At 71.8% G+C, this 25,699-nt stretch carries 21 protein-coding genes; 14 read left to right on the forward strand and 7 right to left on the reverse strand.

Annotation, left to right across the window (positions count from 1 at the left end):
* Positions 1-125 precede the first annotated feature (125 nt).
* Entirely contained in the window at positions 126-1,364 is a 1,239-nt protein-coding gene (locus tag IE318_RS34555; RefSeq protein WP_189906711.1) for a sigma-54-dependent transcriptional regulator family protein, read from the reverse strand.
* Positions 1,365-1,588: 224 nt separating this feature from the next.
* Between IE318_RS34555 and IE318_RS34560 the strand changes: the two genes are divergently transcribed.
* The 3 genes from IE318_RS34560 to IE318_RS34570 are packed head-to-tail and all read left to right on the forward strand — an operon-like array spanning position 1,589 to position 4,905.
* Positions 1,589-2,863 carry an iron-containing alcohol dehydrogenase gene (locus tag IE318_RS34560; RefSeq protein WP_189906713.1) on the forward strand — a complete coding sequence of 425 codons (1,275 nt, stop codon included), beginning with the start codon at positions 1,589-1,591 and terminating at the stop codon, positions 2,861-2,863.
* Positions 2,864-2,873: 10 nt separating this feature from the next.
* Positions 2,874-4,250, forward strand: a complete 1,377-nt coding sequence (locus IE318_RS34565) for a MadS family sensor histidine kinase (protein ID WP_189906715.1) — start codon at positions 2,874-2,876, stop codon at positions 4,248-4,250.
* Positions 4,240-4,905 carry a MadR family response regulator transcription factor gene (locus IE318_RS34570; RefSeq protein WP_189906716.1) on the forward strand — a complete coding sequence of 222 codons (666 nt, stop codon included), beginning with the start codon at positions 4,240-4,242 and terminating at the stop codon, positions 4,903-4,905. The genes IE318_RS34565 and IE318_RS34570 overlap by 11 nt, the downstream gene beginning before the upstream one ends.
* A 53-nt stretch (positions 4,906-4,958) precedes the next feature.
* On the opposite strand, the gene IE318_RS34575 is transcribed toward IE318_RS34570, so the two are convergent.
* From IE318_RS34575 to mdo, 5 genes are all read right to left on the reverse strand, one after another.
* Entirely contained in the window at positions 4,959-5,615 is a 657-nt protein-coding gene (locus tag IE318_RS34575) for a GPR1/FUN34/YaaH family transporter (RefSeq protein ID WP_189906718.1), read from the reverse strand.
* A 54-nt stretch (positions 5,616-5,669) separates the two neighbouring features.
* Positions 5,670-6,596: a mycofactocin oligosaccharide methyltransferase MftM gene (mftM, locus tag IE318_RS34580; RefSeq protein ID WP_189906720.1), complete on the reverse strand. Its 927-nt coding sequence runs from the start codon at positions 6,594-6,596 to the stop codon at positions 5,670-5,672.
* A 34-nt stretch (positions 6,597-6,630) separates the two neighbouring features.
* Complete coding sequence (locus tag IE318_RS34585; RefSeq protein ID WP_229903935.1) at positions 6,631-8,148, reverse strand: VWA domain-containing protein; 1,518 nt, start codon at positions 8,146-8,148, stop codon at positions 6,631-6,633.
* 26 nt (positions 8,149-8,174) lie between these two features.
* Positions 8,175-9,377 (reverse strand): AAA family ATPase, encoded by a 1,203-nt coding sequence (locus IE318_RS34590; RefSeq protein WP_189906724.1) that lies wholly within the window; start codon positions 9,375-9,377, stop codon positions 8,175-8,177.
* Positions 9,378-9,450: 73 nt separating this feature from the next.
* Positions 9,451-10,743: an NDMA-dependent methanol dehydrogenase gene (mdo, locus tag IE318_RS34595; RefSeq protein ID WP_189906726.1), complete on the reverse strand. Its 1,293-nt coding sequence runs from the start codon at positions 10,741-10,743 to the stop codon at positions 9,451-9,453.
* 383 nt (positions 10,744-11,126) lie between these two features.
* Here mdo and mftA point away from each other — a divergent pair, with 383 nt between their 5' ends.
* The 10 genes from mftA to IE318_RS34645 all read left to right on the forward strand — a co-directional run bounded on the left by mftA (position 11,127) and on the right by IE318_RS34645 (position 20,448).
* On the forward strand, positions 11,127-11,240 hold the full coding sequence (gene mftA, locus IE318_RS34600) for a mycofactocin precursor MftA (protein ID WP_189906728.1): 114 nt from the start codon (positions 11,127-11,129) through the stop codon (positions 11,238-11,240).
* An 8-nt stretch (positions 11,241-11,248) separates the two neighbouring features.
* Positions 11,249-11,539: a mycofactocin biosynthesis chaperone MftB gene (mftB, locus tag IE318_RS34605; RefSeq protein ID WP_189896495.1), complete on the forward strand. Its 291-nt coding sequence runs from the start codon at positions 11,249-11,251 to the stop codon at positions 11,537-11,539.
* Complete coding sequence (gene mftC, locus IE318_RS34610) at positions 11,539-12,780, forward strand: mycofactocin radical SAM maturase (RefSeq protein ID WP_189906731.1); 1,242 nt, start codon at positions 11,539-11,541, stop codon at positions 12,778-12,780. The genes mftB and mftC overlap by 1 nt, the downstream gene beginning before the upstream one ends.
* Positions 12,777-13,949: a pre-mycofactocin synthase MftD gene (gene mftD / locus IE318_RS34615; protein WP_189906733.1), complete on the forward strand. Its 1,173-nt coding sequence runs from the start codon at positions 12,777-12,779 to the stop codon at positions 13,947-13,949. The genes mftC and mftD overlap by 4 nt, the downstream gene beginning before the upstream one ends.
* Before the next feature lies 1 nt (position 13,950).
* Complete coding sequence (mftE, locus tag IE318_RS34620) at positions 13,951-14,763, forward strand: mycofactocin biosynthesis peptidyl-dipeptidase MftE (protein ID WP_189906735.1); 813 nt, start codon at positions 13,951-13,953, stop codon at positions 14,761-14,763.
* Entirely contained in the window at positions 14,760-15,545 is a 786-nt protein-coding gene (locus IE318_RS34625; protein WP_189906737.1) for a mycofactocin-coupled SDR family oxidoreductase, read from the forward strand. The genes mftE and IE318_RS34625 overlap by 4 nt, the downstream gene beginning before the upstream one ends.
* A complete protein-coding gene (gene mftF / locus IE318_RS34630) occupies positions 15,542-17,020 on the forward strand; it encodes a mycofactocin biosynthesis glycosyltransferase MftF (RefSeq protein ID WP_189906739.1) in 1,479 nt (492 codons plus the stop codon). The genes IE318_RS34625 and mftF overlap by 4 nt, the downstream gene beginning before the upstream one ends.
* 115 nt (positions 17,021-17,135) lie before the next feature.
* Complete coding sequence (acs, locus tag IE318_RS34635; RefSeq protein ID WP_189906741.1) at positions 17,136-19,082, forward strand: acetate--CoA ligase; 1,947 nt, start codon at positions 17,136-17,138, stop codon at positions 19,080-19,082.
* Between the two features lie 26 nt (positions 19,083-19,108).
* Entirely contained in the window at positions 19,109-19,783 is a 675-nt protein-coding gene (locus tag IE318_RS34640) for an SDR family NAD(P)-dependent oxidoreductase (protein ID WP_189906743.1), read from the forward strand.
* A 101-nt stretch (positions 19,784-19,884) separates the two neighbouring features.
* Positions 19,885-20,448 (forward strand): adenylate kinase, encoded by a 564-nt coding sequence (locus tag IE318_RS34645; protein ID WP_189906745.1) that lies wholly within the window; start codon positions 19,885-19,887, stop codon positions 20,446-20,448.
* A 158-nt stretch (positions 20,449-20,606) separates the two neighbouring features.
* Here the strand turns inward: IE318_RS34645 and IE318_RS34650 are convergent, their stop codons facing one another.
* A complete protein-coding gene (locus IE318_RS34650) occupies positions 20,607-24,266 on the reverse strand; it encodes a LamG-like jellyroll fold domain-containing protein (protein WP_229903936.1) in 3,660 nt (1,219 codons plus the stop codon).
* A gap of 410 nt (positions 24,267-24,676) precedes the next feature.
* Here IE318_RS34650 and IE318_RS34655 point away from each other — a divergent pair, with 410 nt between their 5' ends.
* On the forward strand, positions 24,677-25,690 hold the full coding sequence (locus tag IE318_RS34655; protein WP_189906747.1) for a LacI family DNA-binding transcriptional regulator: 1,014 nt from the start codon (positions 24,677-24,679) through the stop codon (positions 25,688-25,690).
* The last annotated feature ends 9 nt before the right edge of the window (positions 25,691-25,699 follow it).

Consider the following 25,699-nt stretch of genomic DNA (forward strand, 5'->3'; position numbering starts at 1 on the left):
TACACCATGGCGGCTCTCCTCGGTGGATGGCGAGTGCGGTACGACGGCCCACGCCGTCGTGACGCGGTGCACTATGAACCCCCGAGGTTGGCGAGAGGTTGGCGCCGCCCGCCCGGCCCGCGCGGTCAGTCCCGCAGGGCCGCGGCCAGGCGTCCGGCCGCGATGGCACGACGGGGATCACGCGGGCCGAGCAAGTTCAGCGCGTGCTCGTGCACCTCCACGTCGTACGGGACCCGTTCGCCGAACCGCAGCGCGTGCTCCGGGCTGGTGCTCACCAGCACGGCCGCCCGGACGGACACCTCCAGGTGGGTGCGCCACTCCGCGATGCCCGGCGCCTCGGACCAGGAGAGCAGCGGGCCCCGGTACAACCGCAGGGCGGTCTCGGTGTCGCCCTGCTCCAGGGCGCGCAGCAACTCGGCGGCGTCGCAGGACACAGGTGCGGTCAGCACGTAGCGGCGGGTGGCGACACCGCCGTCGAGGGCGCGCCGCAGATGGGAGATCTCCGCCTTGAACGTGGACGCCGTCACCGGCCGGTCGCCGTACACGGCCTCGCGGAGGCGTTCGGGGGAGTATCCGTCCGGCTCCAGCGCGAGCAGGGTCAGGATCTCCAGCTGCCGGGGTCGCAGCGCGAGGGGAACGCCCTTGCGTACGGCTCGTCCGGCACCGAGGCAGGTGAGGTTGACGGGGTCGGTGTTACCGCGGGGGCGCGACGGGGGCTCTGTGCGGAGCCTAACCTCGATGGTGGCGACCAGCGAGCGCACCGTGGACATCGCGAGAGGGTTGGAGCGGTCCCAGGTGGTGGACATGTCCAGCACGCCCAGAACGCGTCCGTCCGGGCCGTGCACGGGAGCGCAGTAGCAGACCCAGTCGTGCAGGGCCGTCACCAGGTGCTCGGCCGAGAAGACGGAGGCGGGGCGGCCGGTGCGCAGCGCGAGGGACAACGCGTTGGTGCCCATGGCCTGCTCGTCCCACCGGCCGCCCGGCGCGAAGTTGACACGCTCGGCACGGCGGCGCATGGTCCGCCCGCCGCACGTCCACAGAATCGTGCCGGACTCGTCGGTGAGCGCGGTGACGAACCCGGCGTCCTCCGCGATGCTGCGCAACTCGTCGGCGAGGCCGTCGACCGGCCGGCGCAGCGGCGAGCCGCTCCAGCGGTGCCGCACCCCTCCCCCATCGGTGACCGGGGCGCTGTCCCGGTCCGGATCCACGCTGCTCAGCGAGCGAACCCACGATTCGGTCACGTCGTCGTGCACCGCTTCCAGACCGCTCGGTTTCGATCCGGCGGTTCTCATCTCCGGGACCAGGCGGGACCACTCGTTCTCCAGCGCGGCCCTGCGCCGCCGGAGGTCACTGCGTTGTGACATGTGCTTTCCCCTGTCATCGAACGGGGACGACCGATTATTGTCCGCAGGGGCCGCGCCGGCGCACCTGTCCGAGCGGTCCGCGTCCCCTGTCCGATCGGACAGGTGCCGTACCCCGGCGCGCGCGCCTAGCGTGGTCTTCAGTTGGACGACAGTGTTATCGACCAACTCGGCCGTAAAATCAAGGTTGCATGTGCGTTGCGGGCTTCCCGCCCTTTGGAGGTCGCATGTCGCTCACATCTCACGTCATGGTGGCGGGCGGTGACGATCCGAGTGCCGACTGGAGCCGCGACGAGGGTCGCTGCGAGCTTCTGGGGCCGCAGCGCACGAGCACGGAGGCCGTGCGGCGGTCCGCCCGGCTGGCCAAGTTCCATGTGCCCGAGGTCGTCTTCGGGCCCGGTTCGCTCACGGAGCTCGGGCACTGCGCGCTGCGCCTCGGCGGTCGCCGGCCTTTCCTGGTCACCGATGCCGGGCTGATGGAGGCAGGCTGGGTGGACGAGGCGGTCGGCCATCTGCGCAGGGCAGGTCTGCGCCCTGTCGTGTGGTGCGATGTGACGCCCAACCCCAAGGACCATGAGGTGCAGGCCGGCTTCGAGCGGTACGCCGCCAGCGGCTGCGACGTGATCGTGGGGGTCGGCGGCGGCTCGGTCATCGACGCGGCCAAGGGCGTGGCGATTCTGTCGAGCAACGGCGGGCACATCCTCGACTACGAGGGTGTGGACCGGGTCGTGCAGCCCATCCCCCCGACCGTGATGGTGCCCTCCACGTCGGGCACCGGTGCGGACGTCTCCCAGTTCGCCGTGATCACCGACACCACCGAGCACGTCAAGATCACCATTGTGAGCCGCACGCTGGTGCCTGAGATCTCGGTGATCGACCCGCGGCTGCTGACCACCATGCCGGACTGGCTCAACGCGGCCACCGGCCTGGACGCGCTGACGCACGCCATCGAGGCGTTCGTCTCCCGGGCGCACAACCCGCTGACGGACAACCACGCCCTGCACGCGGTCGAGCTGATCACCGCGAACCTGGTGCGCACCCAGGTCGACCCCAGGGACTTCGGAGCCCGGCTCGCCATGGCCCAGGCCGCGCTGGAGGCCGGCATGGCCTTCACCAACGCCATCCTCGGCGCGACGCACGCCATGAGCCACCAGGTCGGCGGTCTGCTGGACGCCCCGCACGGCGTGGTCAACGGCGTGCTCCTGCCGCACGTCATCCGGTTCAACGCCGAGGCGTGGCCGGAGCGCTTCGTCGCGCTGGGCGCGGCGGCCGGCCTTCCGGTCTCCGGTGTGCCGGCACAGGAGGTGGCCGAACAACTCGCGGATCTGGTGCGCGCACTGGCGGACGACGTCGGCGTGCCGAAGGGACTGGCGAGCCTCGGGGTCGCGGAGCGCGACGTGCCGGTCCTGGCCCGCACGACGCTCAAGGACGCGTGCATGGCCACCAACCCCAGGGACGTCGACGTGCGGGACGTGGAGACACTGTTCCGCGAGGCACTGTGAGGCGATCCCGGTGAGCACCCCCGAACGCACGAACCGGACCCCCGACCTCGGAGTCCTCACCGGGCTGCGGTCCGGCAAGCGGTCCTTCTACCCGGCGTACGTCCGCTCCACCGAGCGGCTGGAGAGGACCGTGGAGGCGCTCGACGGCATCTCCCGCGCCCTCGTGCGCACGGCGGAGGGTCCGCGCGCCCTGGTCGAGACCGTCGTACGGACCGCGGCCGAGCATCTGCGCGCCCGCTGGCTGCTGCTGGCCGTCGCCGACGGCGCGCTGCGGGCCGCCCGTCCACGGTTCCTGCTGTACGCGGACGACGTGTTGATCGACGACGAGACCCGGATACCCGTCGACGTGCGTGAGCACCTGGAGCTGCTGCGCACCCGCCCCTGGGAGGCCCAGGAGCCCGACCGGGGCCGGGGCTGGGTGCGCGCGCCGATGACCCTGGACGACGAGCCGGTCGGCGGCATCGCCGCGGAGCCCGGCGCCGGTGTCGAGGTCGCCGACACGGACCTGGCCATCCTGCGGGTCCTCGCCAACCAGGCCGCCGTGGCGCTGCACCACACGTTCCTCTTCCACGCGGCGACCACCCTGCGCGGACGCGCCGAGGAACTGTCCGAGGCGGCGGAGCGGCAGGCCCGGGACCTGGCCGCGCGCAGCGCCGAGCTGGCCGAGACGCAGGCACGGCTGCTGGACGCGATGCAGCGGCAGGCACTCGACGACGAGCGGCGTCGTATCGCACGCGAACTGCACGACAGCGTCTCCCAATACGTGCTCAGCGCCGGGATGACCGTCGAGGTGTGCCGCGCGGAACTGGCGGGCCTGGGCGGACAGGCCGCGGAGATCGCCGGACGGCTGGCCGGCGCCAAGGACCTCAACCGGCAGGCCGTGGAGCGGCTGCGTGCCGCGATCTACGCGCTCCACCACACCTCGCAGGAGCCGGCGGGCCCGCTCCCGGTGATGCTGCAGCGGCTGTCCACGGTGCACCTGCCCACGGAACTCGACGTCCGGGTACGGGTGGCGGGCAGTCCGTCGCCGCTGCCGCCCGAGGCCGAGCAGTCGATCCTCCGGATGACCGGCGAGGCCCTGTTCAACTCCGCCACGCACGGCAAGGCCGGCCGGGCACTGGTGCGCTTGCGGTACCTGCCCGGGATGCTCGTGCTGACCGTGTCCGACGACGGCGGCGGCGACCCTGCTCAGCTGCGCCGCGCCCTGCGCGTGTCCCGGGCGACCGATCTCGCCGGACGCCATCGGGGGCTGGCGAACATGGTGGCCCGGGCCGAGGAACTGGGCGGCAGACTGTCGATCCGCCGGTCGGCCATGGGAGGAGTCCTGCTGCGGGTCGACGTCCCGCTGCCGGTGACGCGCGTCGGGGAGGCAACGGATGACCACTGAGCAGCGGACTCACGTACCCACGCAGGCCTTGCGGATCGTACTCGTCGACGACCATGCCATCGTCCGGCACGGGCTGCGGTCGATCCTGGAACGCGAGAGCGACCTGGAGGTGGTCGGCGAGGCGAGCACGGCCGCCGAGGCGGCCGCCGTGGTCGAACGGACCCGTCCGTCGATCGTGCTGCTCGATCTGAAGCTGTCCACGGCGGCCGACACCGAGGGCCTGGACCTGTGCGCCCGGCTGACGCAGCGCCACCCGGACCTGGCGGTGCTGGTGCTCACCACCTTCCTCGACGACTCGCTGGTCGTGGAGGCGATCCAGCACGGTGCGCGCGGCTACGTCGTCAAGGACGTGGACACCACCGAACTGCTGCGCTCCATCCGCGCGGTGGCCCGTAACGAGAGCGCCTTCGACTCGCACGCGGCCGCGGCGATGGTGCGTTCGATGCGTGTGCAGCCGCAGCGGCCGAAGTTCACCGAACGGGAGCTGAACGTCCTCCAGATGCTCGCCCATGGGCTGAGCAACCGGGAGATCGGCGGGGAGCTGTACATCTCGGAGACCACGGTGAAGTTCCACGTCCGCAACATCATGCGCAAGATGGACGCGAGCAGTCGGGCGGAAGTCGTGTACGAGGCGAGCAAGCTGGGCGTGATCTGACGGGCGGGAGGCCGGGACCGGCCGTCGGCCGGTCCCGGCCTCCCGCCCTCGGGTCATCCGCCCACGGCCGGGCGGCCGAGCGGCAGTCCGCGTCCTCCGGTGGCCAGCGAGGTCACATGGAGGAAGAGGTAGAACCCGACCGCGACGAACGCGAAGACGGCGTATCCGCCCAGGGTCCGCAGCCCGCTGGATCCGTTCAGGGTGGCGCACAGCACCAGTGCGAGCGCCAGGTCGATCAGCGTGAACAGGACGGTGAAGGCGGCCGGCAGCCGGAGCGTGCTCACGGTCAGCAGCACGATCGTGACCAGCCAGGAGATCAGGAACAGGCCCTGGGTCCTGGTCGCGGCGCCGGCCGTGATGCCGAACCAGCCGTGGATGAGCCCGAGCACGAGCACCGCGTAGCTGAGCCAGAAGCCGGTGAAGACACCGAAGATCGCCGCGACCGCGCTCTGCCCGAGCGCGGCCGCCCAGACCGCGGCGATCAGCTGGCCGAGTGCGGTGGCGGCCAGGATGATCGCGACGGGCGCTCCGGCGGCCTGAGCCGGGAGATAGCCCACCAGGGTGAGACCGAGGGCGATCGAACCGACCACGAAGGTGGGCACGCCGATCAGCGCCGGATCCCCGTCCAGCGGTCCGGGCGCGGCCTGCGGCCGGTGCTTCGCGTGAGCTGCGGCGGCGGTACCTGCCGCGTCCGTTTCCGAGAGGGACATGAACGCTCCTTTGCGTTGTGTTCTTCGGGGTGGCGCAGTTCGTGGGGGAGCGGCTCAGCCGGGCTCGACGACCAGCCAGCCGCCGTGGAAGGCGCCGACCGAGAAGCGGCGGCCCGTGCGGCGGCCGAGGTCGGCGAGTTGCTCCGGGGTGAAGCACCGCACATGGCCGTACGCGGCGGTCGGCTCGTCCTCGTACGGCACGGCCACCACCACGCGCCGCCGGGCCAGCCGCAGCGCCTCGTGCACGACGGCGTCACCGTGCCCGGCGTCGAGGTGCTCCAGTACGTGGATGACGGTGACGGTGTCCACCGACCGGTCGGGCAGCGGCACCCGGGAGGCGTCGCAGACCAGCACGTCGAGCGTGCGGCCCCGGGTGCGGGCCACGGCGCTCAGCAGACGCATGGTGCCGCGGGAGAGGTCGGAGGCGATCACCGTCTGCCGCTCGCGCTCGGCGAGCAGCAACGGCAGGAAGCCGAAGCAGGAGCCCAGGTCGAGCACGCTGCCGGGGGCGACCAGGTCCAGCGTGCGCCGGTACACGGGCGCGAACCCGGCGATCGAGGAGTGCCCGGCCGGCTCCGGGGTCTGCCAGCACTGCCGGATGCGGGCCAGCGTGTTGTCGTAGAAGGTGGTCCAGGCGGGCAGCGGTCCGTCCACGCAGGAGCGCACCACCCCCGTGAAGACCCGCTCGAAGACATCGCTGCCGGACAGCCAGCCGGGGGCGAACAGCTCCTCGGCGAGCAGCCCGGCCAGGTCGTTGTCCAACTGCTCGGGGCGCAGCGAATGGCCCAGTTCGACGCGGCGGCCACGGCGGCGCAGCGTGAAGTGCTCGGTGCGGACGATCGGCGGGGGGACCACGCTCTCGGGGACAGGCCTGTCGCGGATCACGCGGACCAGAGGGTCGGCGTACAGGCCGGGCGCGCCCGGCGCCAGCGGGTCGATGCGGCGGGCGGCGATCGCGCTGCGCAGGCTCGGGACACTCATGGCTGTGGCTCCCCCTGACGGTGTGCGGTGGTGCTCATCGGCCGGTCGCCTCCGTGGCCATCCGCAGGGCGGCGCGCTCCAGCCCGGTGAGGTCGGCGACCACCTGGACGCGGTCGCAGTACTCGGCGTAGCGGGGCAGGTCACAGGCGCCCAGGCCCCAGGAGTAACGTGCCTCCGGGGTCAGCCAGATGGTCTGGCGTACCCGCCGTGTGATCTCCGCGAACGCCTCGGTCCGCGGTGGATTGCCGTTGCCGCGGCCGTCACCCAGCACCAGGAGCGTGGTGCGGCGGCCCAGCGCCGGCGTGTGTTCGGTCAGCAGCGTCTCGAAGGTCCGGCCGTAGTCGGACGTCGCGTCCACGTCCAGCAGACCGCCTGCCGGCAGCCCGTCGAAGACCAGCCCCAGCGCCCGCTCCAGCGGGTGCTCGGCGAACAGCTCGGTGATCTCGGTGGGTTCGTCCACGAAGGCGTAGCTGCGGACCTGTCCGAACAGGGACTGCAGCCCGTGCACCAGGTGGAGGGTGAAGCGCGCCGTTGCCCGCACCGACAGCGAGACGTCCGCGAGGATCACCAGGCGGGGCCGGTCCTCGGCGCGGGTGACGGTGACCGGCCGGAACGGTACGCCGTCGTAGCGCATGTTGCGGCGCATGGTGCGGCCGGGATGGACACGGCCCGTCGGGGTGTTGCGCTTGCGGCTGGTCAGGGCGCCGTGCACGCTGCGGCCCACCCTCCGCAGCGCCTCCTCCAACTGGCCGCGCTCGTCCTCGTCCACCGTCTCCAGGCGGGCGCGTTCGGCGATCCGGGCGGACTCGACGGCCACGGCCTGCAGTTCGGCCAGCCGGTCGAGATGCCGCTTCAGCAGCTCGGGCAGGTTCTCGATGACACCCGCCAACTCCTGCTTGAGCGAGTCGGGTTCGAGACCGTCGTCGGTCTCCTGGGTGAGCCGGCCGAGCAGGGCGTCCTGCTGGGCGACGGTGAGGGTCGTGTCGACGGTCTGCCCGGTCGCCGACGAGAGCTGGCCGGGGATCCCGGCGCCGTGCAGCCGCTCGGTCTCCAGCTGGACGGACGGGCTGTCGTCGCGCCCGCCGGTCGCGCCGTCCTCGGCCAGCACGATCTCGTCGGTCATCGACGCCAGATCGATCTTGTTGGCCTCCTGGTGCAGGTTGTACTGCTGGGCCAGGTCCTGCTGGTCGAAGAAGTCGCGGATGTCGGCCGGCTTGCCGTGGCTGTGCCCCTGCTGAGGGGTCTCGGACGGCTCGTCGGAGACGGTGAACGACTCCAGTTCGCCGGTGTCGGTCAGGTCGTCGTGCGCATGAGTGTGGCCGTGCCCGCCGGAGTCCTGGGAGACCGGGCGCAGCGAGAAGAACGCGGTGAACAACTCGTCGAACAGCGCGTGGTCGCGCCGGTCCTTCACGAGTGTCATGCGCAGTGCCTCGCGCAGCGTCTCGCGCCGGGCGAGGACGCCGGGCTGGGCCGCCCCGCGCATGGCGTCCATCGCCTCCGACACGGATACCCGCAGGCCGAACAGCCGCAGCACGCGGACGAATCGGTGCACGCCGGCTTCCATGCACGCCTCCCGGGTCAGTCCGTACGGCGCCGCGCGACGGCGGCGAACGAGCGGGCGCCCTGGCCGGCACCGGGGGTGGTGCGGTGCGTCGGCCCGGCGCCCGGGGCGCCGTAGTAGCCCTCGTCGTGGCGGCCCTGCCGGTCCATGGCGGCCCGTACCGCGCGCCCGTCGGTCTCGTCCGGCTCGCCGTGCCCGGGGCCGTGGTGGTGTTCGTCGTGGTGATGGTGGCCGCCATGGTGGTGATGGCCTTCGTGGTGATGGTGGCCGGGTTCGGGCAGCGTGCGGTTGGGGTCGACCAGGCGCGGCAGGACCTCCAGCGCGCGGTGCAGGTCCCGCTCGTACTTCAGAACCACGTTGGCGGTGTCCGCGAGAACCTCCGGGTCGAGTTCCTCGACGCCCAGGACCGCGAGGGTGCGGGCCCAGTCGACGGTCTCGGAGATGCTGGGGCTCTTGCGCAGCGGCAGCTCGCGCAGGCCGCGCACCACGTCCACCAGATGGCGGGCGGCCGCCTCGGGCAGCCCGGTGTCCTTGGCCCGTACGATCTCCAACTCCCGTTCCGCGTCGGGATAGTCGAGGAACAGGTGCAGGCAGCGGCGCTTCAGCGCGGCCGACAGGTCGCGCGTGTTGTTGGAGGTGAGGACGACGTACGGGGGCACCTTCGCGGTGTACGTGCCGATCTCCGGCACCGACACCTGGTACTCGGCCAGGCACTCCAGGAGCACCGCCTCCAGTGCCTCGTCCGCCCGGTCGACCTCGTCGATGAGCAGAACGGCCGGCTGCTCGCCGCGCACCGCGTCCAGCAGCGGGCGGGGCGCGAGGAACCGGTCGGAGAAGAAGACGCTGTCCTGCTCCTCGATCCGGTGGACGGCGGAGGCCAGGTCGGGGGCGTCGGCCGTGAGGTCGCCGATCTTGTCCCGGAGCATCTGGGTGTACAGCAGCTGCTTGCCGTAGTCCCACTCGTACAGTGCACGGCTCTCGTCCTGGCCCTCGTAGCACTGCAGGCGCAGCAGCCGGCGCCCGGCGGCGGCGGCCAGCGTCTTGGCCAGCTCGGTCTTGCCGACGCCGGCCGGCCCCTCCAGCAGCAGCGGCTTCTCGAGTCTGGTCTGCAGGAACACAGTGGTGGCGAGCCGCCGGTCGGCGATGTAGCCGTGGGCGGCGAACCGCTCGGCTACGTCCTCGACCGAGCCGAACGCGGGGTTCTCGGGTGTGGCGGGCACGGTTCCTCCGTCCGGTGGGGCGGGAGCGGGGGGCGGCGTCCCATGTCGCCCCCCGCTCCCGGGCACGAGGTGCTCAGCCGAGCAGGTCGTCCAGGTCGCCGGTCATGCAGTGCTCGACGACGGGGCGCACCGTGTCGAACGTGCACTCCTTGGCGTTGCCCGGGGTGCAGGCGTCACCGAGCACGTGGTTCGTGATGCGGTCGACGTCGGCCGCGTCGCCCTTGATGACCTTCGCCTGCTCGTAGAACTTCGTCGGGCCCTGCCCGAGGCGGTTCTTGGAATAGGTGTCCTGCTGGACATCGGTGAACTTCTCGGGGATGCCGACGTCACGCAGCAGCCGGATGCCCGCGGTGAGCGCCGCCTCGGCGGCCTGCACCTTCGTCATGCCGTGCGTGTCCACGCCCATCGCCTCGGCGATGTCCGCGAACCGCTCGTAGTGGGCCGGCATGTTGAACGCCCACACCCGGGGCAGCGCGATGGCGTTGTTGAGGCCGTGGTGGGTGTCGTAGAACGCGCTGACCGCGTGCGAGATGGAGTGGATGATGCCCAGGCCGCCGGAGTTGAACGCCTGCGCCGCGATGTACTGCGCGTACATCATGCCCTCGCGCCCGGCCAGGTCCTGGCCGTTCCACACCGCCTGGCGCAGATGGCGGGCGGTGAGCCTGATCGCGTGCAGCGCGTTGCCCAGCGAGGGCTGGAAGTCCAGCCGCGAGACGTACGGCTCCGAGGCGTGCGCGAGGACGTCGAAGCCGCACTGCGCCGTGTAGTCGAGCGGGCAGTCGTAGTACAGCGTGGGGTCGTCGATGGCCAGGCTGGCCACCGAGGCGTCGTCGAAGGCGACGTACTTGTGCGGGTTGTCCGGGTCCGTGGTCGTGTCGGTGATGACGTACGCCCACGAGGTCTCCGAACCGGTGCCGGCCGTGGTGGAGACGGCGATGTGCGGCGGGTTCTTGGGGTTCTCGGACTTGTTGAAGCCCTCGAAGTCGTTGACGCTGCGGCCGTCGTGGGCGACGGAGATACGGGCTCCCTTGCACGCGTCGTGCGACGAGCCGCCGCCGATCGACACGAACGAGTCGCACTTGTTCTCCTGGTACAGCGCCACGGCGTCCATGACGTTGTAGTCCTTGGGGTTCGACTCGACCTTGTCGTACACCACGACCTCGAGCCCGTGGTACTTCATCGACTCGACGATCTTGTGCACCGTGTCGCTGCCGCGCAGACCGGTGGTCATCACCAAGGTGCGCCGGAAGCCCAGCTTCTTGGCCTCCGGACCGATCAGCTCATGGGCGCCCGGGCCCATCAGCGCCCGGGGGAACGGGTGGAATTCCTTGATCGGGAACGGCTTGAGAAGTTCTTCGACCTGCATGATCGCGACATTCCTCTCCGCGCGGCGACCCGCGCGTCCTGCGTCGGCTGCTCCGTTGCCGGCGGCGCAGATGTCCGGGGTGGAGCACGGACGTGCCGGAGTTGGTGGCGTGTCTCACCCTCCGGGAACGCGGTGCACGGCGACACCGGCCGCTTGGACGGCTGCGTGGCGCGGACGCAGGGGGCGCGACCTGACCGATCGGACGGGGGACCAGGCGGACACCAGCCCCGGCGCGGCACACCTGTCCGACCGGACAGGGTGAGGGCGGCCGGAAGCAGGGTGAGCGGCGCGGCGGCCCGGCCGTAGCGTCGAGTACGGCCCGGTCACCGCGCGACGGGACCGGCCGCGCCCCCCAACTCCCTTTTTCCTCCAGGAGGTTTGTCGTGAACGAGGACCAGCTCAGGGCAGAGCAGGACACCATCGACGTCGCCGGTGAACTCGTCGAGGAGGTCCTCGTCGAAGAGGTCTCCATCGACGGCATGTGCGGCGTCTACTGAGGCCCGCCATGCCGTCCCCGGCGTTCGACGTGGCACGCCCCTACCGGCTGAACCCCTCCGTCGCTCTGCGCCCCGAGCCGTTCGGGGCGCTCGCCTACCACTTCGGCAACCGTCGGCTGTCCTTCCTCAAGGCACCGGAACTCGTCGAACTGGTCCGGGGGCTCGACCGGCACCCCAGCGTCGGGGACGCCCTCGCCGGCGTGCCCGACGCCCGGCGGGGCGCCTTCCTGCGCGCGCTGGCCTCCCTGGCCGCCGCCGACATGATCATTCCCCAGCACAGTGGAACCGGAGCTCGGTGATGACCACCCTTCACGATCCACCGCACGCCCCCGAGCGGGTGCCGGCCCTCGTCGAGCAGTTCAAGGGCGGTCTGCACGCTCCGATCTGCCTGACCTGGGAGTGGACCTACGCGTGCAACCTGTCCTGTGCGCACTGCCTGTCCTCGTCCGGGCGCCGCGACCCGCTGGAGCTGTCCACGGACGAGATCAAGTCCGTGATCGACGAGCTGCAGCGCATGCAGGTCTTCTACGTCAACGTGGGCGGCGGCGAACCCACGGTCCGCCCCGACTTCTGGGAGCTGCTGGACTACGCGATCGCCCACCAGGTCGGCGTGAAGTTCTCCACCAACGGGCTGCGCCTGACCCCCGAACGCGCCCGGCGGCTGGCCGCGACCGACTACGTCGACATCCAGATCTCCCTCGACGGCGCCACCCGCGAGGTCAACGACGCGGTGCGCGGCCGGGGCTCGTACGACATGGCTGTCCGGGCCATGGAGAACCTCGCCGACGCCGGTTTCCGGGACTTCAAGATCTCCGTGGTGATGACTCGTCAGAACGTCCCCCAACTCGACGACTTCGCAGCCATCGCCGACCGCTACGGCGCCCAGCTGCGCATCACCCGGCTCAGGCCCTCCGGGCGTGGCGCGGACGTGTGGGACGAACTGCACCCCACCGCCGAGCAGCAGTACGACATCTACTCCTGGCTGCTCGGCCACGGCGAGAAGGTCCTCACCGGGGACTCCTTCTTCCACCTCAACGCGCTCGGCTCGGAGCCCATCCCGGGGCTGAACCTGTGCGGTGCGGGACGCGTGGTGTGCCTGATCGACCCGGTCGGCGACGTGTACGCCTGCCCGTTCGCCATCCACGACGCCTTCAAGGCGGGCAACGTCCGCTCCCCGGGCGGCTTCGACCGGGTGTGGCGGGAGTCGGAGCTCTTCGCCGAGCTGCGCCGGCCCTCCACCGGGGGCGCCTGCTCCGGCTGTCCCGCGTACGACACCTGCCAGGGCGGCTGCATGGCCGCGAAGTTCTTCACCGGCCTGCCGCTGGACGGCCCCGACCCCGAGTGCGTCAAGGGCCACGGCGCCGCCGCGCTCTCGGCGGTGGCGCGGGACGCGCTCCCGCGCCAGGGCAACGACCACTCGCACCGGACCGTGCCCCTGGGCATGCCCGCCGTCCGCACCGCCCGCCCCGACCGCCTCTGTGACGAGAGCCCGCTGGCCGGCGCCGACCTCGCCGCACACACCGTGAAAGGAACGTCATGAGCAAGTGGTTCGAGACGGTCGCCGAGGCCCAGCGAAGGGCCGGCAAGCGGCTGCCGAAGTCGGTCTACAGCGCACTGCTCGCCGGTTCCGAGAAGGGCACCTCCTACGACGACAACACCAAGGCGTTCGCGGAACTCGGCTTCGCGCCCCACGTCGCCGGGCTGTCGGCCAAGCGGGACCAGTCGACGACGGTCCTGGGCGAGCAGATCTCGCTGCCGGTGATCATCTCCCCGACCGGTGTGCAGGCGGTGCACCCCGACGGCGAGGTGGCCGTCGCCCGCGCCGCCGCGGCCCGCGGCACGGCGATGGGCCTCAGCTCCTTCGCGAGCAAGCCGCTGACGGAGGTGGTGGCCGCCAATCCGCAGACGTTCTTCCAGATGTACTGGATGGGCTCGAAGGACGCGATGCTGCGCCGCATCCAGCACGCCTACGAAGCAGGCGCGAAGGCCCTGATCGTCACCCTCGACTGGTCCTTCTCGCACGGCCGCGACTGGGGCAGTCCGAAGATTCCCGAGCGGCTGGACCTGAAGGCCATGGCGCGGTTCGCGCCGGAGGCGCTCACGCGCCCCAGCTGGCTGCTGGACTTCCTCAAGTCGCGCAGCCTGCCCGACCTGTCGACACCCAACCTCACCGACCCCGGGCAGGACGCACCCACGTTCTTCGGCGCGTACGGCGAGTGGATGCAGACCCCGCCGCCTTCGTGGGAGGACGTCCGGTGGCTGCGCGAGCAGTGGGACGGGCCGTTCCTGCTGAAGGGCATCTGCCGGGTGGACGACGCGTTGCGCGCGGTCGACGCGGGAGTCACCGCGATCTCGGTGTCCAACCACGGTGGGAACAACCTCGACAGCACCCCGGCCCCGATCCGCGCCCTCCCGGCCGTCGCGGACGCGGTCGGCCACCAGATCGAGGTCCTGCTGGACAGCGGAGTCCGCCGGGGCAGCGACGTGGTCAAGGCGCTGGCGCTCGGCGCGAGGGCCGTGATGATCGGCCGCGCCTACCTGTGGGGTCTGGCCGCGGGAGGGCAGAGCGGTGTGGAGAACGTCCTCGACATCCTGCGCGGCGGCATCGACTCCGCCCTGCTGGGCCTCGGCCGTTCCTCCGTCCATGAGCTGACCCGTGACGACGTGGTGATCCCGCCCGGGTTCACCCGCACCCTGGGCGGGGCCTGAGATGACGGCCGAACCCGCCCGAACCACAGCAGCGGGAAAGCCGTCGTCGGCGACGGCCGGGCCGGGGACCCGGCTCGCCGACCTCGCCTGGCCGGACCTCACCGACCGCGGCCCCCTGGTGCTGCTGCCCCTCGGCTCCTGCGAACAGCACGGCCCGCATCTCCCGCTGGACACGGACACCGCCGTGGCCGCGGCGGTGGCCGGGCGGGCCGCCGGTCTGCTGCGGGGCGAGGTGGATGCGCTGGTGGCGCCGGCCCAGTCGTACGGGGCCAGCGGCGAGCACGAGGGGTTCCCCGGCACGGTGTCCCTCGGCCACGACGCGCTGCGCCTGCTCGTCACGGAGATCGGCCGCTCGATGCTGCGCTGGGCGGGCCGACTGCTCGTCGTCAACGGGCACGGCGGCAACCTGGTGAGCCTCGCCGACGCGGTGACCGGGCTGCGCGGCGAGAGCCGGGACGTCGCCTGGTGGCCCTGTCTGCCGACGGGCTCCGACGCCCACGCGGGCCGTACCGAGACCTCGATGATGCTGCGGCTGCGGCGTTCGGCCGTCCGCGAGGAGCGGGCCGTCGCCGGACCCACCGACCCCGTCCACCTGCTGATGAACCGGCTCGTCACCGAATCCGTCCGAGGAGTCAGCCCGTCCGGAGTCCTGGGCGACCCCTCCGGGGCCCGCGCGAGCGAGGGCGAACGGCTCCTCGACCGTATGGCGGACCGGCTCGCCGCCGACATCCGGGCCTGGCGGGTCTCGGGGCGGGGCCGGCTCGGCGCGCCCGAACAGCGGCCCGTCCCCGTGCCCGCGGGAGCCGGGCGATGACCGGCCCCAGGGTCGCCGTGATCACCGGTGCCGCCCGGGGCATCGGGGCGGCGACCGTGGCCGGGCTGGCCCGCGGCGGCTGGGCGGTGGTCGCCGTGGACCGCTGCGCCGACGACCCCGACGTGCCCTACCCTTTGGCCGGGCCCGCGCAACTCGACGCCCTGGCACGGAAGTTCCCGCTGGTCCGCACGGTGCGCGCCGACGTCCGCGACGAGGCCGCGCTGCACGCCGCCGTCGAGACGGCCGAGCGCGAGTTCGGCGGTCTCGATGCCGCCGTGGCCGCGGCGGCCGTCATGCTCGGCGGCGGCCCGGTGTGGGAACAGACCGACACGCAGTGGCGCACGCTGCTCGACGTGGACGTCATGGGCGTCGCCAACCTCGCCCGCGCGGCCGTACCCGCCCTGCTGCGCCGGCCGCAGCCCCGCACCGGGCGGTTCGTCGCACTCGCCTCGGCCGCCGCGCATCGCGGGCTGTGGGGACTCGGCGCCTACTGCGCCGCCAAGCACGCCGTGGTCGGCCTGGTCCGCGGCCTGGCCTGCGACCTGCGGGACACCGGCGTGAACGCGGTCGCGGTGTCACCGGGTTCGACGCGCACGGACATGCTGCGGGCCACGGCCGACCTCTACGAGCTGCCGGAGGTCGACAAGCTCGCCGAACAGCAGCTCACCGGACGCCCTCTGGAACCCGAGGAGGTGGCCGCCGTGGTCGCCTGGGCCTGCTCCGCCGACTCCTTCGCCGTCACCGGCTCCGTACTGCACGCGGACGGGGGATTCACCGCATGACACTCGTACGCCCCCAACCACTCGCCGCCCGGCTGCCGTCACCGCCTGATACCACCCTGCCCCACGGGTTCACGGTCGAACTCGCCCCCGGCACACACCGGTCGCGGGACGGACGGCTCATGACCGGCGGCTCGCCGCTGCGGCTGGTCAGGCTGACCGACGCGGCGGTCAGCCGGCTCGGCGACGGCCGGTTCACCGTCACGGACGCGACGAGCGCCGCGCTCGCCCGGCGACTCCTGGACGCGGGCGTCGTCCACCCACGCCCCGCGCCCGTGCCGGTCGGCGACACCACGGTCGTGGTCCCCATCCGGGACCGCGCCGACCAGCTCGACCGGCTGCTGAGCGCCCTGCGCGCCGATCCGGAGACCTCGGACCTGCCGGTGCTGGTCGTGGACGACGGCTCGAACGACCCCGCCGCCCTGTCCGCCGTGGCCGGCCGGCACGGCGCACGGCTGCTGACCCACCTGAGCAACCGGGGCCCGGCGGCGGCCCGCAACACCGGGCTGCGTCATGCCCGTACCCGCTACGTGGCGTTCTGCGACTCCGACGTCGTGCCGGAACCCGGATGGCTCGCCGCCCTGCTGGCGCAGTTCGCCGACCCCGCCGTGGCGCTCGCCGCACCACGGGTGACCGCACTGCCCGTGTCCGCTCCCAGGCTGCTGGACCGGTACGAGGAGATCCGCTCGCCGCTGGACATGGGCGCGGCAGAAGGACCGGTCGTGCCCGTGTCCGCGCTCTCCTACGTGCCGAGCGCGACCGTCGTGGTCCGGCGTGAGGCCGTCGGCCCCGGCTTCGACGAGGCCATGCGCGTCGGCGAGGACGTCGACCTGTGCATGCGGCTGCACGAGGCCGGCTGGCGGCTGCGCTACGTCCCCTCCGCCCGCGTGGGCCACCGGCACCGCACCGACCTGCGCGGCTGGCTGGCTCAACGGGCCGGATACGGCACGGGCGCCGCCGACCTGGCACTACGTCACCCCGGCCGCGTGCCGCCGCTGTACGCCGCCCCCTGGTCGCTGGCCGCCTGCGCCCTGCTGCTGCGCGGCAGGCCGGCCCCGGCGGCACTGGCCGCGGCCCTGACGGCAGCGACCGCCGTGCGCGTGGCCCGCAGGATGCCCGACGCCGACCATCCGGCCCGCGCGGGCGCCCTGCTCTCGCTCGCCGCCGTGCGCGGCACCGCCGAGCAACTGCTGCGCTGCGCCACCCGGCACCACTGGCCGCTCGCCGTCGCCGCGGCCGCCGTCGACCGCCGCGCCCGGCACGCCCTGGTCGTCGCGGCCGTGGCCGAGGGGCTGCTGGACCACCACCGCTCGGGCAGCCCGCTCTCCCCGCTCGCCCACACGATGCTCCGTCGCCTGGACGACCTGGCCTACGGCTGGGGCGTCTGGCAGGGCGCACTACGCCGCAGGACCGCGGCACCGCTGAAGCCCCGTCTCGCGCTGCGCATGGTGAGCCGCTGGACCGCGGCGCGGCCGTAGCCGTACGGCGCCGCACCAGCCGGCGTCGACCTCACGCCAACCTCACGCCAACCCTGTCCGGCCACCGTGGCCGCACTCGCCCCCTGGAATCGTCCCGGCACCTTGGAGGACCCACATGTCTCCGCGCTCCGACCACCGCGTCCGCTCCGACAGCCCGCCCACCGCAGCGGGCGAAGCGGTGCCCGGACAGCCCGGGCAGGCCGGTGACGACCGTCTGGCGTTCTGGGCGCGGCAGGCGGAGCGGTTGCACTGGGACACCGAGTGGACCACGGTGCTCGACTGGTCGGACGCTCCGTTCGCCCGCTGGTTCGTCGGAGGCCGGCTGAACGTGGCGTACAACTGCGTGGACCGGCACGTCGAGGCCGGCCACGGCGACCAGGTCGCCTTCCACTGGGAGGGCGAGCCGGGCGACACCCGCACGATCACCTACGCCGACCTCAGGCGGGAGGTGTGCAAGACGGCCAATGCCCTGCTCTCCCTCGGCCTGACGGCCGGGGACCGGGTCGCCATCCAGTTGCCGATGATCCCCGAGGCCGTCTTCGCCATGCTGGCCTGCGCGCGGCTCGGGCTGCCGCACAGCGTCGTGTTCGGCGGGTTCTCCCCGGCCGCGCTCCAGTCCCGTATCGAGGACGCCGAGGCGCGGCTGCTGATCACCTCGGACGGCCAGTACCGCCGGGGCAGGGCCGAGCCGATGAAGGCCGGCACCGACGAAGCCACCCGGAACACGCCCTGCGTCGAGCACGTCCTGGTGGTCCGCCGTACCGGCATCGACGTGCCGTGGACCGACGGCCGGGACCTGTGGTGGCACGAGCTGGTGGACGCCCAGTCCGACCAGCACACCCCCGAGGACTTCGACGCCGAGCACCCGTTGTTCATCCTCTACACCTCGGGCACGACCGGCAGGCCGAAGGGCATCCTGCACACCTCGGGCGGCTACCTCACACAGGCCGCCTACACCCACGGCACGGTCTTCGGCCTCGATCCCGAGGCCGACGTCTACTGGTGCACGGCCGACATCGGCTGGATCACCGGGCACTCGTACATCGTCTACGGGCCCCTCGCCAACCGCACGACATCGGTGATGTACGAGGGAACGCCCAACACTCCGCACGAGGGACGCCACTTCGAGATCATCGAGAAGTACGGCGTCACCGTCTACTACACCGCCCCCACCCTCATCCGCACGTTCATGAAATGGGGCGAGGACGTCCCGGCCCGCTACGACCTGTCGTCGATCGGTGTGCTCGGCAGTGTCGGCGAGCCCATCAACCCCGAGGCGTGGCGCTGGTACCGCAAGCACATCGGCGGCGACCGGGCGCCCGTCGTCGACACCTGGTGGCAGACCGAGACCGGCACCATCATGATCGCGCCGCTGCCCGGAGGGCCGGCCGCAAAGCCGGGCTCGGCGCAGACTCCGCTGCCGGGGATCTCCGCCAAGGTCGTCGACGACCAGGGCAGGCAGGTCGGCAAGGGCGAAAGCGGCTACCTGGTGCTCGACCAGCCCTGGCCGTCCATGCTGCGCGGTGTCTGGGGCGACGACGACCGCTACCGGGAGACGTACTGGTCCCGCTTCGCCGCGCAGGGCCACTACTTCGCCGGAGACGGCGCCCGCTACGACGAGGACGGCGACATCTGGCTGCTCGGCCGGGTCGACGACGTCATGAACGTCTCCGGGCACCGGATCTCCACCGCCGAGGTCGAGTCGGCACTCGTCTCGCACCCCGCGGTGGCCGAGGCGGCCGTGGTCGGCGCCTCGGACGCGACGACGGGCCAGGCCATCGTCGCCTTCGTCATCCTGCGCGGCGGCACGGTCTGGTCCGCGGGGGACGTCAGCGGTGCGCTGCGCGAGCACGTGGCCCAGGAGATCGGCCCCATCGCCAAGCCCCGGCAGATCATGGTCGTCCCCGAGCTGCCCAAGACCCGCTCCGGGAAGATCATGCGCCGACTGCTGCGGGACGTCGCGGAGAACCGCGAAGTCGGCGATGTCACCACACTCGCCGACGCCTCGGTCATGGACTTGATCAACGCCGGACTGGCCGACGGGTCCCCGCAGGCCGGTTGACCGGCGCTGTGCGAAGGGAGACGGACATGGGACGCGCCGGCACCTTCACCGGTCGGGTCGTGCTCGTCACCGGTGCGGGCGACCTCGCCGCCGCCGTGGTGGGCCGCCTCGCGGAGCGCGGCGCGTACGTGGTGCTCGCGGGCTCCGAGGCCGAGGACGCGCACCGGGCGGCGCCGCCGCCGGGAGCGCCCCTTTTGATGCTGCCCTGCGCACCCGGTGATCCGGCGGCGCTCGGTCGCGCCGTGGACACGGTCGTCGACCGTCTCGGCCGCCTCGACCACCTGGTGAACCTGGTCGCGACCCCGTCCCCTCCCGGCCCGCTGATGGAAATGGATCCGCTGGCCCTGCGCGACATCCTGCACACTGCCTTCGCGACCCCGCTGACCTGTGTCCAGCGTGCCTACTGGCGGTGGATGGCCGCGCACGGCGGATCCGTGGTCAACGTGGTCGCTGCCAGGGCACGAGGCGGGGCGCAGGACACCGTCCTTTCCGGCCTGACCGAGCTGACCGAGTGGCTGGCCGCCGAACTGGCGCCCAGCGTCGACGTCCACGCCCTCGTGCCCGGCCCGTCACTGGACACCGGTGCGTACCAGGCAGGTGCGGCCGAGGCGGTGTGCGAACTCCTGACCCGCCGCACGGACTCCACGCACGGGCCGGTGCTCGTGCTCAGTGAGGATCCCGTCTGTCCTTCCCGGGCCTGATGAGCGCGGCGTACGCGTGTACGGGGAACGACCGGCCGGGCATCGACGTGAACCGATTTCCGAATCCGCTTCAGAACCGACTCGAAAGGTGTGCAGCACCGATGCGACTCGTCCTGATCGGCCCTCCCGGAGTGGGCAAGGGCACCCAGGCGGCCGTGCTCAGCCGGCGGCTCGGCGTCCCCCACATCTCCACCGGAGACCTGTTCCGGGAACACGTGGCGCGCCGCACCCCGCTCGGCCGGGATGCTCAGCGTTACCTCGACACCGGCGAACTCGTCCCCGACCACGTCACCGGGGGAATGGTCCGGGACCGGCTCGCGCACCCGGACGCCCGGCACGGCTTCCTCCTCGACGGGTTCCCCCGTACGCTGCCGCAGGCGCGGGAACTCGCCGCCGTACTGGGCGCCGCGGGCTCCCCGCTGGACGCGGTGCTGGAGTTCACCGCTCCCGAGGAAGCCGTCGTGGCGCGGCTGCTGGGCCGCGGCCGGCCGGACGACACCGAAGACGTCATCCGGCACAGGCAGCGGGTGTACCGACAGCAGACCGCACCCCTGCTCGCCCACTACTCGGCCATCCTTCTGACGGTCGACGCCGTCGGCCCGGTCGAGGACGTCACGGCGCGGGCACTGGCGGTCCTGCCGGACGTGGAACGACGGGCCGGGTAAGCGATCTCGGCCACAAACCGGGCGAGTCCGGCCGAGTTCAGAGCCACCGCCGCCGCCCGGGAAGGGGCCGGATCACGTCCTCGGTGGCGGGCCGTGAGCGGCCCGCCACCGAGGGAGTGACAGCCCTCAGCTCACAGCGCGAGGGCTGCTGCCCTGCGTCACCGCACCTCGCGTGCGTACGGCGCGACGGTGATCCGGTCGATCAGTGGTGCGTAGCGGGAGCGGAGCAGCACTCCGGGGAAGGTGTCCGAGGCGTACGTGGTGCCGTCGAAGTTCGGCAGTTCCTCGGAGCGGAAGGTGATGCTGTTCTGCCCCTTCCTGAGGTGCACCGGGACGGTCAGCTCCCAGAAGTTGTTCTGGTGGAAGCTGTGCGGGAAGCTCACGCGCAGCATGTCACCGCCGTTGACGGTGATGTCGGCGTGACGGGCGAGCGGGTCGGGGTTGTAGTGGGTGGCCTCGGACTGTTCGGGGTTGGAGTAGCGGATGCGCAGCGCGTACAGGCCGGCCTTGTCCGCCGCGACCGTGAACGTCGCCGTGTTGTCGTTGCCCGGGGCGCCGCCGATGCCGGTGATGGCCGTGCCGTCGGTCGCCAGGGACAGCGGGGTCAGCGCGGCCGTGCCCGTGAGCTTGGCGTCCCGCGCCTCGTACTGCTGCGCCTTGAGCGTGCCGTCGGTGGGCGTGACCGTCAGGCGGTCAACGAGCGTGGCGGCCGAACCGCCGGTCACCGTCACCTTGTTGACGCCGCCCGAGAGGGAGACGGCCACCTCGTGCCGGCCCTTGGTCACGTGCAGGACGTCGTGCCCGTCGACGGACAGACGTGCGTCCGCGCCGCCGAGGGTGTCGACGCTCAGGGTGGCCTCGCGGTCGGCGGCGGAGTAGACCCAGAACGTGGCCGTCTGGTTCTTCGAGACCCGGACCGCGCCGGAACCGGTGGCAGGCGTCCGGGTGTGCCGCGGAAGGTCGTAGACGGGCCGCGCCCCGCCGGTCGTCCAGGCGAGTTCACCCTCGTAGGCCCTGGTGGCCGCCGACGCGCTGGGCAGGGACAGGGTGAGTCGGTCCACGATGGCGTCACCCTTGGTGGCGCGCTTGCCGTCGAGGCTCTTCGCGGCGAGCGTCAGGGTGTGCTTGCCCTTGGTCAGATGGACCGTGGTGTCCGTGTGGTCCCAGACCACCCACTTGTAGCCGAGCGGCAGGTACAGCTCCTGCTCGCTGTCCGCCTTGCCGTCCACCCGCAGGAAGACGTTGGTGGGGCCCTGTTCCTTCACCTTGTCGAAGGTGTTGAGGGAGTTGGCGAAGACGCTGAGGTCGTAGGCGCCGTCCTCGGGTACGTCCACGCCGAAGTCGAGCGTGACGTCCGAGCCGGTGCGCAGGCCGCCCACGTCGTAGCCGCCGGAGGTGTAGAACTTCGACACATCGCCGGTCGAACCCTCCGGGCCGTTCTTGGAGTAGCCGGACCCGGTGTGGGCGGCGTCCTCCGCCTCGTACGATCCCTGCCAGCGCACGGGCAGGGACTGCGTGCCCTTCGCCTGGCCGGCCGGGCTGAGGACGATCTCGTACGCCGAGGACTCCTTGAGTTTCGGCAGCGTGCCGTCGCCGAAGTCCACGACGACCTTGCCGTCGTCACCGACCTTCAGGTTCGTCTCCGTCAGCAGCTTGGGCCCGGAGTTGTCGCCGATCTGTCCGCTCCAGTCGATCTCGCTCACCCAGGCGTGGACGCTGTCTCCGAAGACCTTCCTGGGGACGTTGTCGAAGGTGACGTGCCCCTCGCCGGCGGAGCCGCCGAAGATCAGCCGGGACTGCTTCTTCTCCTTGTCGAGCGTGGCCACGCCCTGCATGGTGTAGTTCCGGCCCGGGAACGGCGGGGTCACCGTCACCGTGTGCCCGCTCATCGAGGCGTACGAGTGCAGCAGCCACCACTGGCCGTTGCCCCGGTTGGACTGCACCGCGGAGTCGGAGAGGTTGCCGTCGATGTTCCAGTACGCGATGTCGGCGTCCACCTTGGACTCCTCGATCGCGGACACCCACTGGATCATCTGGCCGGGGACCGAGGTGTGGTAGTTGAAGGCGTACTCGTTGATGTTGACGGGCAGTTGGGTGCCTTCGCGGGCGGTTCCCTTGAAGAGGTCCTTCTCCCACGCCCGGTACCTGGCCACGCTCTCGCGCACCGCCTCCGGGTGGCTCAGCTCGTGCCAGGTGATGACGTCCGGGAGCGTGCCGGCGGCCAGGGCGTGACTGAGGAAGCCCTTCACCTGGTCGTACAGGACGCTCGTGTTGGGCCCGGCTATGCGGGCAGTGGGCATCCTGCCCTTGATGAGCTTGTAGGCGGAGTCCCAGGCGGCGAAGTAGTCCTTGGGGTCGCTCAGCCAGCTGACCTTGTCGTAGCTCCAGTCGCCGGTGCCGAACATGTTGCCCTCGGGCTCGTTGAAGGGCACGAAGACGATGTTGTCCTGGTACTGCTTCGGCAGCTGCAGCACCTGGTCGACCTGCCTCGCGATCTTCTCCTCGTAGAGCTTGAGCTTCTCCGCCGGGGTGTCACCCGGCCACTCGTACGGGAAGCCGCGGTGGATGTCGGTCATGTAGATGTACACATCACCGTTCGTGGAGTCGGCCAGCGGCCTCACCACGTCCAGCGCGTCGGCCCCGGGGTGCTGCGGGCCGTCCTGGGCCTTCGTGGAGACCGTGCGCAGGCCCATGCCCTCGATGAGGTTGTCGGTCGGGACGTTCGGTCCGTACACGCCGTAGAGGGTGCCGGAGGCGCCGCCGTGGAACGCGCCGGTGTCCGAGCCGAGGTCCACGGTCAGCGCTCCCTCGCGGACGACGGAGACGGTCGCCTTCACCGCCTGCCCGGCGGCCGTCCCGGCGACGGTGAAGGTGCCCGGCCCGGAGTACTTCTCGGGCGCCACGGCGTCCCAGGTGATCGGCGTGTCGCGGTCGTAGCCGTCGGAGAAGGAGGAGCGGACCGAGGCGGGGAGGGAGGGGGCGGTCCCGGTCGTCGTACGGACGTCGAACGACGCTTGCGAGAGCTGCTGGAGGGTGGGCACCTTCCCGACCGTACCGGCCACCTGCTCGGCGGTGAGCGCCGAGTGCCAGACCGTGAAGTCGTCGATCGCGCCCTTGAGCAGCGGGTCCTGGTAGAAGGACCTGCCTATGCAGCCGGCCGCCGTGGCCGAAGAGTCCAGCAACTCCCTGGCCTTGACACTCGTCACGGCGGAGGACACCGCGACGCCGTCGAGATAGGTGGTGACCCGGTGGGCCGCCGTGTCGAGGGTGACCGTCACCGTCCGCCAGCCGTCGGCGGGCAGCGGTGCGTAGCCGGAGACCTGCGCCTCCGCGCCTCCGCCGCCGGTGGTCACGGCGGTGCGCAGCACGCCGCCGTTGGACGGCGTCGTGAACAGGTACTTGCTGGTGTCGGTGCCCAGATCGAAGATCCGCTGCCAGGCCGACTTGTCATCGCCCCACTTCACGCGGGCCGAGACCGTCAAGTCGTCGGCTTCGCCCAGGACTTCACGGGGAAGGCGGACGTACGCGCCGGTGGAGCCGGGCGCCCCGCCGGGCAGGGACAGCGCCCTGCCGCCGTCCCTGCCCGCGACCGACTGTGCGGTGGAGGCGTTGACCAGGGTCGCCGTCAGGGCGTTGCCGGAGCTGTCGGTGATCTTGCCGGAGGCGAGGTCGTCCTGGTCGAAGGTGTAGTGGGCGGTGGGCTCTGGTGTGTCGGCCGCGTGTGCCGGGACGGCCGGAGCGGTCAGCAGGCCCGCACCGAGAGCCAGCGCCATGGCGGCCGGCGCTCGGCGCCGGGCGGGTCTGTCAGCGGATGGCATGGATCGCGTCCTCAATCCTTGAGTGTCGGCATCTGTCGAACCGGTTCGATCACGGCGTCGCAGCGACGGGGGACTCGTCTGAAGGAAGGGGGTGGCGGCTCACTGGCTCCGGCAGAAGGTGTGGAACCGGTCCACGGTCGTCGGAAGAATCACTCCATCGAACCGGTTCGAGGAAGCTAGCACCGGGAATCCCGAGCCAGCAATCCCCTCGCCCTGACAGGATCCGGACGTTCTGCCGGACAAGGAAGTGCGGCCGGATGTGTTGACAGGTGCTCGCTCCGTTCCTACCTTCACTTCACGCGAACCGGTTCGACGAGCGGCCCTCGCACCGCGGTACAGCCCACCCTCACCCTCACGACCGGCGCGTACTCTTTTACGAGTTGTCGAACCGGTTCGAGCAAGGAGTCCCCGTGAACATCGGTGAGATCGCCCGGCGGGCCGGTGTGTCGCGGAGCACCGTGTCGTACGCGCTGAGCGGCAAGCGGCCGGTCTCGGACGACACGCGCCGTAAGATCCAGCAGGTCATCGACGAGTTGGGCTACCGCCCGAACGCCAGCGCACGCGCCCTTGCCAACGGCCGGACCAACACGATCGGACTGGTCTTCCCGCCGGCCGGCAACCACTACACCGGGATGCAGCTGGACTTCATCGGCAGTGTGGTGGAGGCCGCCGCGGCCTACGACTATGACGTCCTGCTCTCACCGAGCGGTGTGGACAGCGACCGTTCGTTCCAGCGGCTGCTGGGGGAGCGGCGGGTCGACGGCGCGATCCTGATGGAGATCAGGCTCGAGGACGACCGGGTCGACCACCTCGCCGAGCTGGGCTTCCCCGCCGTCGCCATCGGCCGTACCGCCCACCCGGAGGGCGGCTGGTGGGTCGGCCTGGACCACACGGCCCTGGCTGCGGCCTGCGTGCATCACCTGGCGGACCTCGGCCACCGCAGGATCGCCTTCGTCAACCGGCCCGAGCAACTGCTGCGGTCCGGATACGAGTCCGCGCACCGCGGCCTGGACGGCTTCACCAAGGCCGCGGCCGAACGCGGGCTGACCGTGCGGACGTACTGCTGCGGGGACGACGCGGCATCGGGCCAGGCCTGCGTGGAGCAGATCCTGCACGACGACCCGGCCACCACGGCCCTGGTCACGCTGAACGAGGCCGCGCTCGGCGGCCTCTACCGGGGGCTCGCCCAGGCGGGCCGCCATGTGCCGCGCGACTTCTCCGTCACCGGGGTCGTCGCCAGCCGGTGGGCGGAGACGGTGACCCCGCAGCTCACCGCCGCCGACGTGCCGGCGGAGGAGATGGGCCGGCGCGCCGTCGACCTGCTGGTGGAGCGCCTCGACCATCCCGGCGCACCGCCCCGCCACCACCTCCTCGCCCCGCCGATCTCCCTGCGGGCGAGCACGGGGCCCAGCACGGCCTTCTGACCACACCCG

The organism is Streptomyces spiralis (assembly GCF_014654675.1).
GTDB classification, from domain to species: Bacteria; Actinomycetota; Actinomycetes; order Streptomycetales; family Streptomycetaceae; genus Streptomyces; species Streptomyces spiralis.